Here is a 14417-nt window from a genome sequence, read left to right as displayed (position 1 = left end):
GGATAAATCAATGGCGTTAGTCGTTGAGCCTAGCAACCCTCTGCAACTCTCGTTGTTTGAGTGGATAAATGGTCAGGTAACTGGCTGTTCAGAATCCCCCACTATAGCCCGTAGGGTTTAGTGGGGGAGTATGTCAACCTATCCTCTGTCTCCCATTTCCCGCTATATTATGGCTAAACATTTAACTTAAAAATCCCGCTCCTGTGGCTCTGGGAAATTTCAATCCAGTTGTGCTGTGAGCGAAAGACCTGGTTGGCTGACAAAACTGATGAGCCAGATCCCGGAAAGCCCTCACCCTAGCCCTCTCCCTCTGGGAGAGGGAACTGGAAAAATGGATCGGCTCCCCTCGCCCTCTGGGAGAGGGGTTGGGGGTGAGGGCGATCAAGTCAGTCAACCAGGCGAAAGGTTTAGGATTCGCCCCTTGTTTGAGCTATACCTGAAGCGGTGGGTTACGGTGGATTGCTAGATTGCAGTGATAGCGGGGGTTTAAGCCGCCTAAGCCACCCTACGATCGCGCATCATTTTGGCTGGGCTATGGCATGAGTTTGAGACCCAAGAGCCAGGGTGCGATCGCGCTTTACTTGCGTTCTGGGTGGTCACTTTCGGGTAAGAATGCGCCCAATTGATTGATTTTGCTGATCATTTGGATCAGGCGGGCCGCGTCCTTTTGGTTGAATTCAAACTGGAGGCGGGGTAAATGGAGCGTGCCGTCATCCTGTTCTGTGGGGAGTGCGGTGCATTTTTCGATCGCGCCCTGCACTAAAATGTCGCTAAACTCGCGGTTGAGAAATGCGATCGCATCGTCGGCCAGTTCACTATTCAAGCGCATCACGAACTTGTGATCCACATAGCGGCTTGAATGATAGACCCGATAAAAGCGGTTAATCACCCCACAGGCGAGATCCAGATCATCGGTAATTGTGTAGATGCTGGGGTCATCGGGGCTGATTAAGCCTTCCCGCAGCAGGTGTTCGCGGATATGTTCATCGAGGGAATTCCAATAGTCGCTACCCGGTTCATTGATCAACACCACCGGAGCGGGGCCATATTTCCCCGTTTGCAAGAGGGTCAAACTCTCAAACGCTTCGTCTAACGTGCCAAATCCACCGGGAAACAGAGCGATCGCATCACTTTCCCGCAGGAAAAACAACTTCCGGGTAAAGAAATATTTAAAGCTCATCAGCTTGTCATCCCCGGCAATGTACGCATTCGCCCCTTGCTCAAAGGGAAGCTGAATATTTAAACCAAAGGACTGCTCACGGCCTGCGCCTTCATTGCCCGCCGCCATGATGCCATCCCCCGCACCGGTAATCACCATAAACCCCTGTTGGGTCATGCGGTGGGCAAAATCCACAGCCATTTTATAAATGGGTTGATCCGCCGGGGTACGGGCCGAGCCGAAAATACTCACTTTGCGAACGTGGCGATGGGGATAGAAGACCTGGAAACCACCTTCAAGGTCTTCTATCGCGGCGGTGAGAATTTTCCAATCGAGGCGATCCACCTGTTCCTCCGTGAGGCGGAGGATCACATTCAGAGCACGCTTAACATATTTTTGATGCTGGAGTTTGTCCCAGCGATCGAGCAGTGTGGTGAGAGCATGGCTCAGATCGTCGGGGGCTGCGTCTGGAGTAACCATAGGAGCGAGGATGGAGTAAGGTGATCTATTTTACCGGAATTCCGGACGGGAATGGAAAGATCGCCGCTTCTCCGCGACTCCGAGGTGTTACGCCCTAAACCAAACCCCTCTGGGTTGAAAGAGGGGTTTGGCTTGGGGGTGCGATCGCTGGCAAGTCTGAACAGCAATGTTAAAGATATTTTTCGAGGGTACTGGCTAGAGTCGTTTTCGGAACTGCCCCAACCACCATATCAACACGCTGACCGCCTTTGAAAATCATCAACGTGGGAATACTCCGAATCCCATATTGACTTGCCACAGCAGGGTTTTCATCGGTGTTGAGCTTGACCACTTTTACTTTGCCATCATATTGTTGAGCGATTTCGTCAACCACAGGGGCAACCATTCGGCAGGGTCCACACCAAGGTGCCCAAAAGTCAACAAGGACAGGAATGTCGCTATCTAATACAACGGCTTTAAATTCTTTATCTGTAACTGGTTCGGTCATTGGGTTGGGATTCCTTTACCGGTCTATCATTATACTGGGCAATTCTAACATAGTAAAAGCACCCATTCCTCCATATCTTATGGAACTGATTTGAACATTAACACTTCAATACTGTTGTGTTTCTTAAGACTTGGAGCGTTGCCTTTGCCGGGTTAAGCAACTCTAGGACATTGGGCGGTGGGGATCGAGGGGTGGCCCAGAGAAGCACGGCACGAAAAAACCGCCCAATCGCTTGGGCGGGAAAGTGGTGTGAGGAGTGAACGGAAACTTTCGTCTCCGCACAATTCCATTGTAAGGTACTGCTTTGGTTTTGCCAGGTTTCGTGGATTAGATTGGGGTTGAACGTCTGAGGAGAATTCCGCTGAGTTTGGGAATCGGCCTCTTTTTGGGAATGGATTATGGTTTTTTTCCATTCGTTAGGGTTGGGCGGACTGTTTTCACCCGGTGTTGATGGTGGCTATGCGATCGCAAACTTCACCACAAACAAAACCGCCAGCACCCACATCGCCACCTTGGTTTCCTGGAATTTACCCTGCATGGTCTTGAGGATGGGATAGGTAATCAGCCCCACCGCCAGACCTTCGGCGATGGAATAGCTCAAGGGCATGATCAGAATCGTTAAGAACGAGGGAATCGATTCTGCCGGATCATCCCAACGGACATAGCGTAAACTGCCCGCCATCAACACCCCGACAATCACCAAGGCCGGAGCCGTGGCAAACCCCGGAATTGCTGCCAAGAGGGGAATAAACAAAATCGACAGGGTAAAGAGCACCGCACTGCTCACCGCCGTTAAGCCACTGCGCCCCCCTTCGGCCACGCCAGAGGCGGATTCGATGTAGCTGGTGACGGTGGAAGTGCCCAGGAGTGCGCCGGCGGTGGTGCCGATGGCATCGGCCATGAAGGCTTTATTGACGTTGGGAAATTCGCCCTCTTCATTGATGTAGCCGGCTTTGATGCCCAACCCGGTCAGGGTTCCCACGGTATCGAACAAGTCCACAAATAGGAAGACAAAGATCACCGAGAAGAGTTGCCCGATGTTGATGCTGCCCAGTTGACCGATCCCGACAAAGGCCTGACCGATGAGATCGACGGGCAATTGAGGCAGAGCGACAATGCCTTCGGGGGGGGAGGCAATGCCGAGAATCCACCCCAAAACAGCGGTGGCGAGAATGCCCCAGAGTAATGCACCTTTGACGCGGCGAGCGACGAAGGCGGAGGTGATGAAGATACCGGCGATCGCCATTAAAGTATTGGGGTTACTCAGATCGCCGAGGGTGGTGATCGTGGCTTCGTAGGGGACGATTAGCCCCGCGCCGCCGACTTCCGTGCTGCCGGAAAGGGCAATGTAGGCGATGAATAGACCAATCCCGGCGGCGGTGGCGTGTTTGATACATTCGGGAATGACGCTGACGATCTGGGCGCGAATGTTGGTCAGGGTGAGGATGATGAAAATGATGCCTTCAATAAAGACGGCGGCCAGGGCAACGCGCCAATCGATGCCGAGGCCAATGACGACGGAAAAGGCAAAGTAGGCATTTAAGCCCATGCCGGGGGCGAGGGCGAAGGGAAAGTTGCCGTACAGCCCCATGATCAGGGTGGCGATCGCGGCGGATAGGGCCGTGGCGATCGCAATTTCACCAAAGAGATCCCCAGATTCTTCCAGGAAAATTGCGTTAGACAGAATCACCGGGTTGACCACCAAAATATAGGCCATGGTGAAAAAAGTCGTCACCCCAGCGATCACTTCGGTGCGGACATCGGTTTTGAGTTCCGCGAGATGGAAAAATTTGCTTAACCCGCTTTCGGGTTCAGGGGTTGGGGGTTGAGGTTGCGAGACGGGATCAGAAGTCATACCGCACAGATTCACCAAAATTTACGCCGCAATTGTAGAGGGTTTGGCGATGATGCCGTAGTACGAGGGATACAAATTGAAGCGCGATCGGGTGAATTCGGGGCGATGCGGTAGATTGAAGCAGCCCATCACCGCCCAGAACTGAAGTTCTTGGCTCAGAGCGCAAGTAGGCGTTAGCCTACTTGCGCTCTGAGCCAGGGATTGAAATCCCTGGCGGGGCTTGCGCTCTGGGTGGGGCGGGGAGCTAATGAGACGGCACGGTACTGTAGTCGTAGCGAATTCCGGCCTGTTTGAGGCGGTTGATCGCTTCACCGAGGCGATCGCAATCCGCGATCAAACTCACCCGCACATAGCCCTCTCCCGCCTCGCCAAACGCATTACCGGGCGTGACCACCACCCCCGTTTTTTGCAGCAGATCCAGGGCGAAATCCGTCGAACTCATCCCCACCGAACAGGGAATCCACAGATACATCGTCGCCTTCGTCGGAGCCACAGACCAGCCCAACTCACCCAACCCCGCAATCACAAAGTCCCGCCGCTCCTGATAGCGGCGTTGGGCCCGTTGCACATATTCATCGGGCAACTGCAACGCCGTTTGAGCAGCGGCCTGAATCGCAGAGAAAATCCCATAATCCAGGTTCGTTTTTAACGTCCGTAAGCCCTGAATCACCTGGGCATTGCCCACCACAAACCCCACACGCCACCCGGCCATATTGTAGGTTTTCGACAGGGTATGGAATTCAACCCCGATCTCCTTCGCGCCGGGAATTTCGAGCAAGCTCGTGGGTTGATAGCCATCAAACGCCAATTCTGCGTAACAGAGATCATGCACCAGCAGAATTTCATAATGCCGCGCAAATTTAACGATTTCCTCGAAAAACTCGCGGGGTGCTGTGGCGGTGGTGGGATTGTTCGGATAGTTGAAATAGAGGATTTTAGCGCGGCGGGCCTGCTCTTCGGGAATTCGGCTCAGGTCAATTAGCCAATCTTGGGCGGCGTTGAGTTCCATCGGGGCAATTTCGGCCCCGGCAATCATCGGGCCGCGAAAATGGGCCGGATAGGCCGGACTCGGAACCAGCACCACATCCCCCGGATTCACATAGGCGAGGGCGAGGTGGGTTAAGCCTTCTTTTGATCCCAAGAGGGGTAGGGCTTCGCTATCGGGGTCAAGATCGACGCTGTAGCACCGTTTATACCAGCGGGCGATCGCATCTCGAAAATCCCCCGTCCCCTCAAAGGGCGGATAGCCATGCACCAACGGATTTTCAAAGGCCGCCGTCGCCGCCTCAATCACCGGCCGGGGAGCCATCCCGTCCGGGTTTCCCATCCCCAAATCAATCAAATCCAAACCCTGCTCACGGGCACGGGCTTTTAATTCGTCCAAGCGAGCAAACACGTAAGGCGGTAATGCCCTTAACCGATCAGCCGGGGTAATCCAATTGTCACGCATGGGCGAATCTCAACAGAAATGCAAAAGGGAAAATTCGTAAAACTTCTATTCTAGTTGCCTTTGCTCCTGGCGGCAATGGGTGAATTGCGCCGTTGGTGGAGTTCGATCGCTTCAAATAACGCTTGAAAATTTCCCTCGCCAAACCCTTGGGCCTGGTGGCGACGTTCGATTAGTTCCAGGAAAAAGGTGGGTTGATCAAAAATCGGCTTGGTGAAGATTTGCAGCAAAAGAGTTTCGGGGTGGGGGCAATCAACGAGGATTTGGGCGGCGCGGATGGCTCGCCAATCTTCGGCACTGAGGGGCAGGCGGGGATATTTTTCCTCAACGGTGGCGTAGTACTGGGTTGGCACAGAGAGAAACTGTACCCCCGCTTGGCGGAGGCGTTGGGTCATGGGGAGGATAGCGGCGGGGGCGAGGGCGATATGTTGGATGCCGGGGCCGCCGTTGTGGTGGAGAAAGTCTTGGATTTGGGAATTGGGGGTGCTGGGTTCGTTGATCGGGAGTTGCAGGCCGGTTTCAGGGTGGGTGAGGACTTGGGAATGGAGTCCGGAGGTATGGGTGCGAATATCAAAACGCTGTTGGGGGACGAGGCCAAAGACGGCTTGATACCAGGCAACGGCAGCATCGAGTTCGCCCCTGGGGACGTTGAGAACGATGTGATCGATCGCCAGGGTGGAGGTTTGGCGGGGGAGTTGGGGGGGAAGGGTGCGCAGCAGGGGATGATGGAGGCCCCAAGGGGTGATTAGGGTGGGGGCGGTGCTGTAGGGGGTGGGTTGGATGTGGCCGCCGTGGGCTTGGGCGCGGGTGACGATCGCATCGGGATCAGCCACGGTAAAGGCGATCGCACTCACCCCAGGGCTATGGGTTTGAAGGTAGTCCGCCACGGGGCTGTGGTCAGTGCGGGCCGAAGCGAGACGGAGCCGCACCGTACCACAGACCACATCACCATTCATCGTATCGCCATCAACCCGAATCGGTAGAGCCGTAAAGCCAAGTTTCTGCACAAACCACGTTTGCCAGTAGCGTGCATCATGAACATAAAACTGAATGTGATGAATCTGCATTCGTTCTGACCTTACCTGGCAATGTTTGCCCGTATTTTAACGGAATTGTTTTTGCGTTTCGGGATCGCCCCCGATAAAATCGATGGAGAATCATTTCAGCAACCCATGACCCAACCTGCGCCCGATACTCCCGCTACGACTCCCCTCCGCTGTCTCACGGGTGCTGCGATCGCAGGCTCCCTCGGTACAGCCCTCTATTTCCTCACCAGTAACATTGCCACCACCTTCGCCACCAAGCCCCTGCCCACCGTGAACGCCACAGCCATGAATCTCGCTGTGGCCGTGCGTACCCTCGTGGTGGGAGTCGCTACACTGGGGACAGTTGTTTTTGCGATCGCCGCCGTCGGCCTGCTCGCGTTAGCGGTACAACTCCAATTCACCCGTCAACAGCAGCCGTAAGATGTCTTCCCAGCAGTTTCAAGCCGCCTACGAGAATTTACATAATTTAGGGATGCTCTTGGTGCAGTTCTTGCAAAACCTCCGCGCCAAGCAAGTCGCCCCCGAAGCAGATCGCTCCACCCTCCGCAGCCTTGAAACTGACATTGAACACACCCTCTACGCCCTCCACGAGCAACGCTACCAAGTGGCGGTGATCGCCGCGATGAAGGCCGGGAAAAGTACCTTTCTCAACGCCTTGATCGGGGCCGATGTCCTTGCTTCGGAAACCGAATCCTGCACCGTCTGCCGCACGGAAATTAAACCCATCGAACCCGGTCAAATCCCCTACCTGCTCGAATATCGCGAAACCGAACGCCACCCCGTCACCATTGCCCAGGGCGATTCCCACTTCATCCGTCAGCAATTCCTCCAACGCACCCATCTGATTCGCGCCACGGGTAACCGCGATCGCACCACCCGCTTCGAGCTTTACCACCCCATCGCCGCCCTCGATCACTACACCTGTCTCAACGGCTTCACCCTCGTTGATACCCCCGGCCCCAACGAATGGCGCGACACCGCCCTCGACACCCTCTACCTGCGCGAAACCACCCTCGACGCGCTGCGCAACTGTGAGGTGATCATCTTCCTGTTGGATTACTCCTCCTTTAAAGACAGCACCAACTCCGAACTGCTGCACAACCTCACCCAACATCGCGGTGAATTCCTCGAACGCAGCCAACGCGCCGTTTATTTCATCCTTAACAAAATCGACCGCAAAACCGAAGAAGACCGCCCCATCGCCCATGTCATCGACGATCTGCGCCGTAGCCTCCAAGAGTTCGGCATTCGGAATCCGGTGATCTATCCCGCCAGTGCTTGGCAGGGGTTGCTGGCGAAATTGATTCAGAGCGATCGCGCCAGCGAAACCCATTTAAAAGACTTCAAACGCTTCTTTTCCGGCCGCTACGCCGAAGAAACCCCCGACGGCGATCTGCTCATGCCCTCCCCCTATAAAGTCGCCGATCGCGCCCTCCAAGATAGCCTCATCCCCAGCATTGAACAATCGATATTATCCGACATTGTCCGTAATTCCGGCTGGAATTTGCTGCGGGATGTGGCCGCCAAGCTCGATAAATCTGCCCACGCCATTGAAGATATTCTCAACACCCGCATTCAAGGCTGGAGCATTGAAATTCAACCCCTCCGCCAACGAATGGAAGAATACAAACGCTTGGCAAAAAATGCGATTATTCAAATTCGCGGCGTTAAACGCTTAGTCGAAGATCAAGAACAAAAACTCGTTGAACAATTTCGCTGGCAAATTACCGACTTTGCCGAACATGCCAAGATCGCCATTCAACAGGAATTTGATCTGTTTGTTCAATATCGGTTTTCCGATTTTAATCCCTACAGTGCCCCCGAACCCGATCCCGCCAACCCTTCCGATCCTCCCAATTTTCACGTTCCCCAAAACCTCGCCGACTCCTTTAAATCCGTGGTGCGAAAATTCATCGCCGATGATGCGGAAAATCCCTACGCGATCCACTGCAACGGCGAAGCGGAAGTTGAACAGGTCAAGCAAGATATTAACCGCTTTTGTTCCCTGCTGATTAAAGATTGGTGGACAAATACCCAGGATCATCTATCCCGCTACGGTACGCAAATTCGGCGGGAATTGGTGGACGAAATGCAGCGTAATATCCAAGATATTTCCGATGAGTTATCGCAATATTTAGGGGAAGCCTTGGAAATTTCGATGAATATCAATCCGATTCAAATGTTGGTGTTTGATTTTAAAGGCATTGATACTCAAGTTCAACAACAAACGGAAAACTATACCCGCTGGACTCGTGAAAAGAAAAGCGCCCTCTGTCGGGATTATGAAGTGGATATTCAAGTGGATGATCACCGCTCCTATTATGAAATTGATCTGCGCCAAACCATCGAAGCAATTCAGTATGAAATTGATTCCCAAACGCGGGGCAGTTTACTGGTTGTCGAGCGGGTGATCAAACAACAGGTGGCGGAGGATTTTGGCCTGGTTGAAAAGCAAATTAATGACTATATCAACCGCTTTTTGGCGGAATTCGATCGCCTCTTGAAAGAACGGGAAACCCGCGAGGCGGAAGTGGATCAAATTCTGGCGTTTTTAGCAGTGCAAAAACAGGGACTCGATCGCTACTTAGCCAACCTCACCGAGTTACAGCAGTTACTCGATAGTTGGCGGCCGGTGCAGTGAGCGCGATCGCGCTCCGACATTCGGCGTATCCCAGCCCCCAATCGCCACCATCTTCAAAAAAACTGACTTAGACTGGGGGAGTAGACTTCGCAAAACTTTACATTGCCATGACCGTACAACCCTTCTCTCAATCCTTGATGGTTCTCGCGGCCGTGATCGGTTTGGGGGGCGCGATCGCCCTTCCCGTACAAGCAGAACCCCAGCCCGAAGCTCCGATCCAAGTGGCTCAAGCCGAAACCCCCGGCACGATTGTCGATGTGGCCAGCGGTAACGAATCCTTTGAAACCTTGGTGGCAGCCGTTCAAGCCGCTGGTTTGGTTGAAACGCTTTCTGGAGAAGGGCCGTTCACCGTGTTCGCACCGACTGACGAAGCCTTTGCAGAACTCCCCGATGGTGTTGTTGATGCCCTCCTCAAACCCGAAAACCGCGACTTACTCACCGAAATCCTCACCTACCACGTCGTCCCCGGTGAAGTGATGTCGAGCGACCTCGAAACGGGCCCAGTGGAAACCTTGAATGGCGGCCTGGCCGTGCGGGTTGACCCCGATAAAGTGGTGGTCAATAACGGTAGTGTGATTATGCCCGATGTGCCCGCGAGCAATGGCGTGATCCATGCGATTAATCGCGTCTTGATCCCCGCAGGTGTGGCGGATGAATTGGCGAGCCGGATGCAACCGGAACCGATCCGCGGCCTGTGGTAAAGGGTGATTGGGAAGAGCTAATTCGCGATCAGTGATGCAACGCGGATTGTCTCGTTTCAAGATTTGAGTGAAAAGCGGCCAGGAAATGAACGCCTCGCCGCTTTTCACGATTGGATCAAAACCCATCATCTGATCCGGATGGCTCCTGCTCCATCCACATCGAAGAGTTAGTGAGCCAATCGAAGAGTTAGTGAGCCAGAGGCTCACACTACTGATGTATTAATTTTCTGTTGTAGTGCGAGCTTCTAGCTCGCCATCTTCTAACTACTGCTCGCCATCTTCTAACTACTGCTCGCCATCTTCTAACTACTGCTCGCCATCTTCTAACTACTGCTCGCCATCTTCTAACTACTGCTCGCCATCTTCTAACTCTGGTGACTCCTGTGGCTTAATCAACCCCAATCAGGAAGGGGTGGGAGTGGGTTCGAGATAGGCGGCGATCGTGGCGCAGACAGAGGCGGAGAGGCTGGGGAGATCGTAGCCGCCTTCGAGGCCGAACATGAGGCGGGGGGCTAGATCGCGGATTTGGGTGGTGAATGTGCCGAAATCGTCGGGACGGAGGGAGATACCAGCTAGGGGATCGTCGTGGTTGGCATCGTAGCCGGCACTGACGATCAGGAGGTCGGGGCGGGCTTGGGTGAGGAAGGGGAGGACGTGATCGGTGAAGGCGGCTTGGTAGTCGGCGCGATCGCTCCCTGCCCCCATGGGAATATTGAGCACGTTGTGATGGTGGCCGGTTTCGTCGGCTTTGCCTGTGCCGGGGTAGCAGGGCCATTGATGGAGCGAGCAGTAAGCGATCGCGGGATGCTGTTCAGCGATCGCTTGGGTTCCGTTGCCGTGATGCACATCCCAGTCGAGGATCGCTACCCGCTGAATCTCTGGTTTGGTGAGGGCATAATGGGCCGCGATCGCCGCATTGGAAAACAGACAAAACCCCATCCCCATCTCAGCGGTGGCATGGTGACCCGGCGGCCGCGCCACGATAAACGCTGGCTCCTGTTGACAAGCCAGATCCACCCCATCGAGCCAGGCATTCACCGCCAAGAGAGCCACATCATAACTGTGGGGCGAAACGGGGGTATCCATATCGACCGCGCCGCCGCCGGGCCGCTGGGTTAACCGCTGCACCACGTCGATATAGCGCGACTCATGGACTTGCGCGACCCAGGGCAGCGCGTCACGATCGGCGAGGGGGGTGGGGGTGCGCCAGGTGAGGCGATCGCAAAACGGGGCCGCTTTTAACGCATCGACGATCGCGGTTAACCGTTCTGGGCGTTCAGGGTGATAACTGCCGGTGTCATGGTCGAGAAAACGATCCGAATAAATAATAGAAAACATGGTAGCTCCCCTAGCATCACCGCCCATTTTAAGGGTAAGTCTTCACTCTCGGAGCCGTGGGTTGAGTTAACCCGAAAAAAAAGCCCCGTTTGTGGGCCTGCCCCCGGATGAACAAGGGGCGATGACCTGAAACGGAGCTAATTGAGGAGCAAGAAGAAACGGGAAAACTTGAGGAAATCTATCACTCTAGCGTGCCAACAGTGACATTGATCTCCAGGCTGCGACCGGCGCGATCCACTTGCAAGGTGAGGCGATCGCCCACCTTCGTTTCGCTCACCTGATTTTGAATCACACTCGGATCATCAACGCCTTGACCGGCAATCTGTTGCACCACATCCCCCGGCTGCAACCCGGCCCGATCAGCGGGGGAATTGGGCGCAACTTGGACGATTAGCACACCTTTTTCGGCCTGAATATCGAGACCGCCTTGCTGTTTTGCCTGTTGCCGTACTTCGGGGGTGAGGGGAACCATTTGAATCCCGACGAAGGCATGTTCAGCGCGACCGTTGGCCATCAGTTGCGCGGCGATGTCTTGGGCTTGGTTGATGGGAATCGCAAACCCAAGGCCCTGGGCATTGCGAATGATCGCCGTATTGATGCCGATCACTTCGCCGCGATCGTTGAGCAGCGGCCCGCCGGAATTGCCGGGATTGATCGCGGCATCGGTTTGAATAAAGTTCACCCGCTTGTCGGGGATACCCACTTGGGAACTGCTGCGACCCGTGCCGCTGATGATGCCAGTGGTGACGGTGCTATCCAAACCGAGGGGATTCCCGATCGCGATCGCCCATTCACCGGGCTGTAATTGCTCAGAATCCCCGATTTTCACCGTCGGTAAATTCTCCGCGTCAATTTTCACCACCGCCACATCGGTTACGGGATCAGCACCCACAACGCGCCCATCAAACGTCCGACCATCTTTAAGCGTGACCGTCACAGTATCCGCCCCATCCACCACATGGGCATTGGTTAAAATTTCGCCATTGGCCGCCGTGATGAAGCCGGAACCCGACCCCCGTTGGATCTGTTCATCGGGGAGATTCGGCGGTGTAAATTGCCGGAAAAAGGGGTTATTAAATTCCGGGGGCATTTGCGTTTTCACCGTGCGGGACGCATCGATGCGCACCACCGCATTGCCGGCCTGTTGCACCACCTCGGCGACAAAATTCCGGGGCACGATCGAGGGGGATCTAGGGGCGATCGCTTGGGCCGAGTCGGTGGGATTAGCGGGGATTGTCGTTTGGTGATAGAACTGTTGGCCGCCGATAGCTAACCCCGCACCCATGACCACAAGGGAGAGATGGGTTAACCATTTGAAGCGACGAGGAGCCGTAGGGGAAGAGGGGGCAGAAGTTTGAGAATCAGTCATGGTAATCCAGGAAATGAACGACGTATAGCAATCAACAAGGGCATTAGGATAGGCAAGGGGCTTAAGCCCCTTGTGCCAGAGTCTCTGAATGTCCTAACCGCTCTGGCTAGTGCTATAACAGGACGAGAAAAAAAAAGAGAGGGAACGCCTCCCCCCTCTAATTGGGTGTTGTTATGATGTCCAAGGTGAGTCGTGGGCTACACCAGGGGAGGGTGTGAGAGGTTATTCCGTAGCCCACGTGTCCTTACTTGATTCTCACTATAAGCAGCGGATGTCACAGGGTCGTCACAGGCATATGAAGAAGATGTGTCCTGCCCAGACAGTTTTGAAATTGGCGGTTTTGGAGGGGAATTATAGGGGTGGAAATTGACCCTCCCAGGTGTCAAACCAGTCTCGCCAAGCGGCTTCGAGTTGGTCTTGGGTTTGGTCGGGGTCATCGCCAAGGGGCATATACATCAACGTCCAGAGACAGCGATCGTCTCGCCAGCGATCGCGCCCCAACAACCACGGAATCACCCGACCCATCACCGTATCATAAAGCTCCTGATTGCGTTGGAACTGATCCGGCGACACCGTGCTCAACCCACGCGGGTTAATGCAAGTGCTGATATAGGCATAGTCATCATAGGTGAGTTGAGCAAACGCCCCCGTCTCCGGACTCTGGCGAATCAGGGCGACAATTTCTTCCCCATCCGCCTTACCCTGAAAGCGTTCATGCTCACGGGTAAACAGATCAACCCCGCCCAGGGTTTCCGTCACATAGCGAATCTCCACATCCAACGGTGTGCGCCCCTGCCGATAACGATAGTGACGACCCGCACGATAGCTAGACCCTTCATATTCGGGCTTTTCCACCGGCTTGATCGACTCACTATCCGTAAAGTTCCAGCCCTCGATCTCGATGGTTTCCGGAAACTCATAGGCCTGCAAATTTCCCACCCTCGGATCAGTGAACACCCGCACCGCTACCCCCACGACGATCAGAACATTCAACGCCAAAATCGGCAGCCAAAGGCGCGTTGCTGACGTTGGGGGACTCGGTGACACAGCCGCCTCCGAGTCAGCAGCGGGCAGTGATTCAGTCTGTGTTGATTCAGTCGGTGTTGATTCAGTCGGTGCTGATTCAGTCATGGGTTCTGATTCAGTCGGTGCTGATTCATCAGCCTCGGATTGTTCAGCACCGGGTTCAGGAACGGGTGCTGAGTCATCAGCAACAGGTTCAGGAACGGGTGGGGCTTCCTCCGAGGATGCTGATTCTAGGGAAGGTGTTGAATCGCCAGGGATTGGATCAGCCGAGGATTCTGATGTAGCCGGTGGCGTGGACTCAGCACCGTTGGCGGCATCAGCGGGGGATGGGGGTTCAGGATCTGGGGTAGGGGGATGGGGTTGAGATTCGGGGTTGGATTGAGATGATTTAAAAGAATTAGGTTCCATGCTCGGAAGATTGAGGAGAATCAGAGGGTTCGGGTTGGATGAAACGGTAGCAAATGCCCCCTAGCAGGATCACCCCGATGGCTCCAAAAATTTGTGAACCGTCACCCACATGCCAATAGTCAAAGGTTTCTGTGTTGAAATTGTTAATCAAAAATGCCATCAGAGCGACGCGCACCCCGTTGATGATAAAACCGAGGGCGATCGCAATCAAGGGCGATAACCATTTCCCCGCTCGACTTGTCGTGAAAATAATTAAGAACAGGAACGACAGTCGCAACAGAAAATCAATGATGCCCGCCCCGGAACACCCTTCATGAACAGGGTGCATCCCAGTTATGCAGATAGTACATAGAGATTAATAGAGTTCACCATTGAGATAAGCACAACGGTGTAGAAGAACCTTAGGCACATTGTGGCGAGACCACTGAGCCCCAGACCGTTTAACGCGGGCAGCAATTTG

13 protein-coding genes are annotated in these 14417 nt (G+C 54.4%); 4 read left to right on the top strand and 9 right to left on the bottom strand.

Annotated elements, in window-relative coordinates; translation table 11 throughout:
- Positions 1–577 precede the first annotated feature (577 nt).
- From PN477_RS10040 to PN477_RS10020, 5 genes are all read right to left on the bottom strand, one after another.
- Entirely contained in the window at positions 578–1639 is a 1062-nt protein-coding gene (locus tag PN477_RS10040) for an LOG family protein (protein WP_272117711.1), read from the bottom strand.
- Between the two features lie 169 nt (positions 1640–1808).
- The gene (gene trxA, locus PN477_RS10035; RefSeq protein ID WP_272117709.1) at positions 1809–2126 is read right to left on the bottom strand and encodes a thioredoxin; all 318 of its coding nucleotides are present in this window, start codon (positions 2124–2126) and stop codon (positions 1809–1811) included.
- A 457-nt stretch (positions 2127–2583) separates the two neighbouring features.
- Positions 2584–3981, bottom strand: coding sequence for an NCS2 family permease (locus tag PN477_RS10030; protein WP_272117707.1), 1398 nt, complete (start codon positions 3979–3981; stop codon positions 2584–2586).
- 244 nt (positions 3982–4225) lie between these two features.
- Complete coding sequence (locus tag PN477_RS10025; RefSeq protein WP_272117705.1) at positions 4226–5431, bottom strand: aspartate aminotransferase; 1206 nt, start codon at positions 5429–5431, stop codon at positions 4226–4228.
- Positions 5432–5481: 50 nt separating this feature from the next.
- A complete protein-coding gene (locus PN477_RS10020) occupies positions 5482–6495 on the bottom strand; it encodes a 4-hydroxyphenylpyruvate dioxygenase family protein (RefSeq protein ID WP_272117703.1) in 1014 nt (337 codons plus the stop codon).
- Positions 6496–6600: 105 nt separating this feature from the next.
- On the opposite strand from PN477_RS10020, the gene PN477_RS10015 reads away from it, so the two are divergent.
- From PN477_RS10015 to PN477_RS10005, 3 genes are all read left to right on the top strand, one after another.
- Positions 6601–6894 (top strand): DUF3082 domain-containing protein, encoded by a 294-nt coding sequence (locus PN477_RS10015; protein WP_272147237.1) that lies wholly within the window; start codon positions 6601–6603, stop codon positions 6892–6894.
- Position 6895: 1 nt separating this feature from the next.
- Positions 6896–9115: a dynamin family protein gene (locus PN477_RS10010; protein WP_272117700.1), complete on the top strand. Its 2220-nt coding sequence runs from the start codon at positions 6896–6898 to the stop codon at positions 9113–9115.
- Between the two features lie 107 nt (positions 9116–9222).
- Positions 9223–9816, top strand: a complete 594-nt coding sequence (locus PN477_RS10005; protein WP_272117698.1) for a fasciclin domain-containing protein — start codon at positions 9223–9225, stop codon at positions 9814–9816.
- A 402-nt stretch (positions 9817–10218) separates the two neighbouring features.
- Here PN477_RS10005 and PN477_RS10000 read toward each other — a convergent pair whose 3' ends face one another.
- From PN477_RS10000 to PN477_RS09990, 3 genes are all read right to left on the bottom strand, one after another.
- Positions 10219–11154 carry a histone deacetylase family protein gene (locus tag PN477_RS10000; RefSeq protein ID WP_272117696.1) on the bottom strand — a complete coding sequence of 312 codons (936 nt, stop codon included), beginning with the start codon at positions 11152–11154 and terminating at the stop codon, positions 10219–10221.
- 181 nt (positions 11155–11335) lie between these two features.
- A complete protein-coding gene (locus tag PN477_RS09995; protein WP_272117695.1) occupies positions 11336–12523 on the bottom strand; it encodes an HhoA/HhoB/HtrA family serine endopeptidase in 1188 nt (395 codons plus the stop codon).
- 351 nt (positions 12524–12874) lie between these two features.
- Entirely contained in the window at positions 12875–13570 is a 696-nt protein-coding gene (locus PN477_RS09990) for a cyanoexosortase A system-associated protein (RefSeq protein WP_272147235.1), read from the bottom strand.
- On the opposite strand from PN477_RS09990, the gene PN477_RS09985 reads away from it, so the two are divergent.
- Entirely contained in the window at positions 13564–13833 is a 270-nt protein-coding gene (locus tag PN477_RS09985; RefSeq protein WP_272147234.1) for a hypothetical protein, read from the top strand. The two genes, PN477_RS09990 and PN477_RS09985, sit on opposite strands and share 7 nt — an antisense overlap.
- A gap of 113 nt (positions 13834–13946) precedes the next feature.
- On the opposite strand, the gene PN477_RS09980 is transcribed toward PN477_RS09985, so the two are convergent.
- Positions 13947–14285, bottom strand: a complete 339-nt coding sequence (locus PN477_RS09980) for an archaeosortase/exosortase family protein (RefSeq protein WP_272147233.1) — start codon at positions 14283–14285, stop codon at positions 13947–13949.
- Positions 14286–14417 lie beyond the last annotated feature (132 nt).

This window comes from Spirulina subsalsa CS-330 (assembly GCF_028330765.1).
GTDB lineage: Bacteria > Cyanobacteriota > Cyanobacteriia > Cyanobacteriales > Spirulinaceae > Spirulina > Spirulina subsalsa_A.
This window is presented reverse-complemented; position numbering and strand designations above follow the sequence as displayed.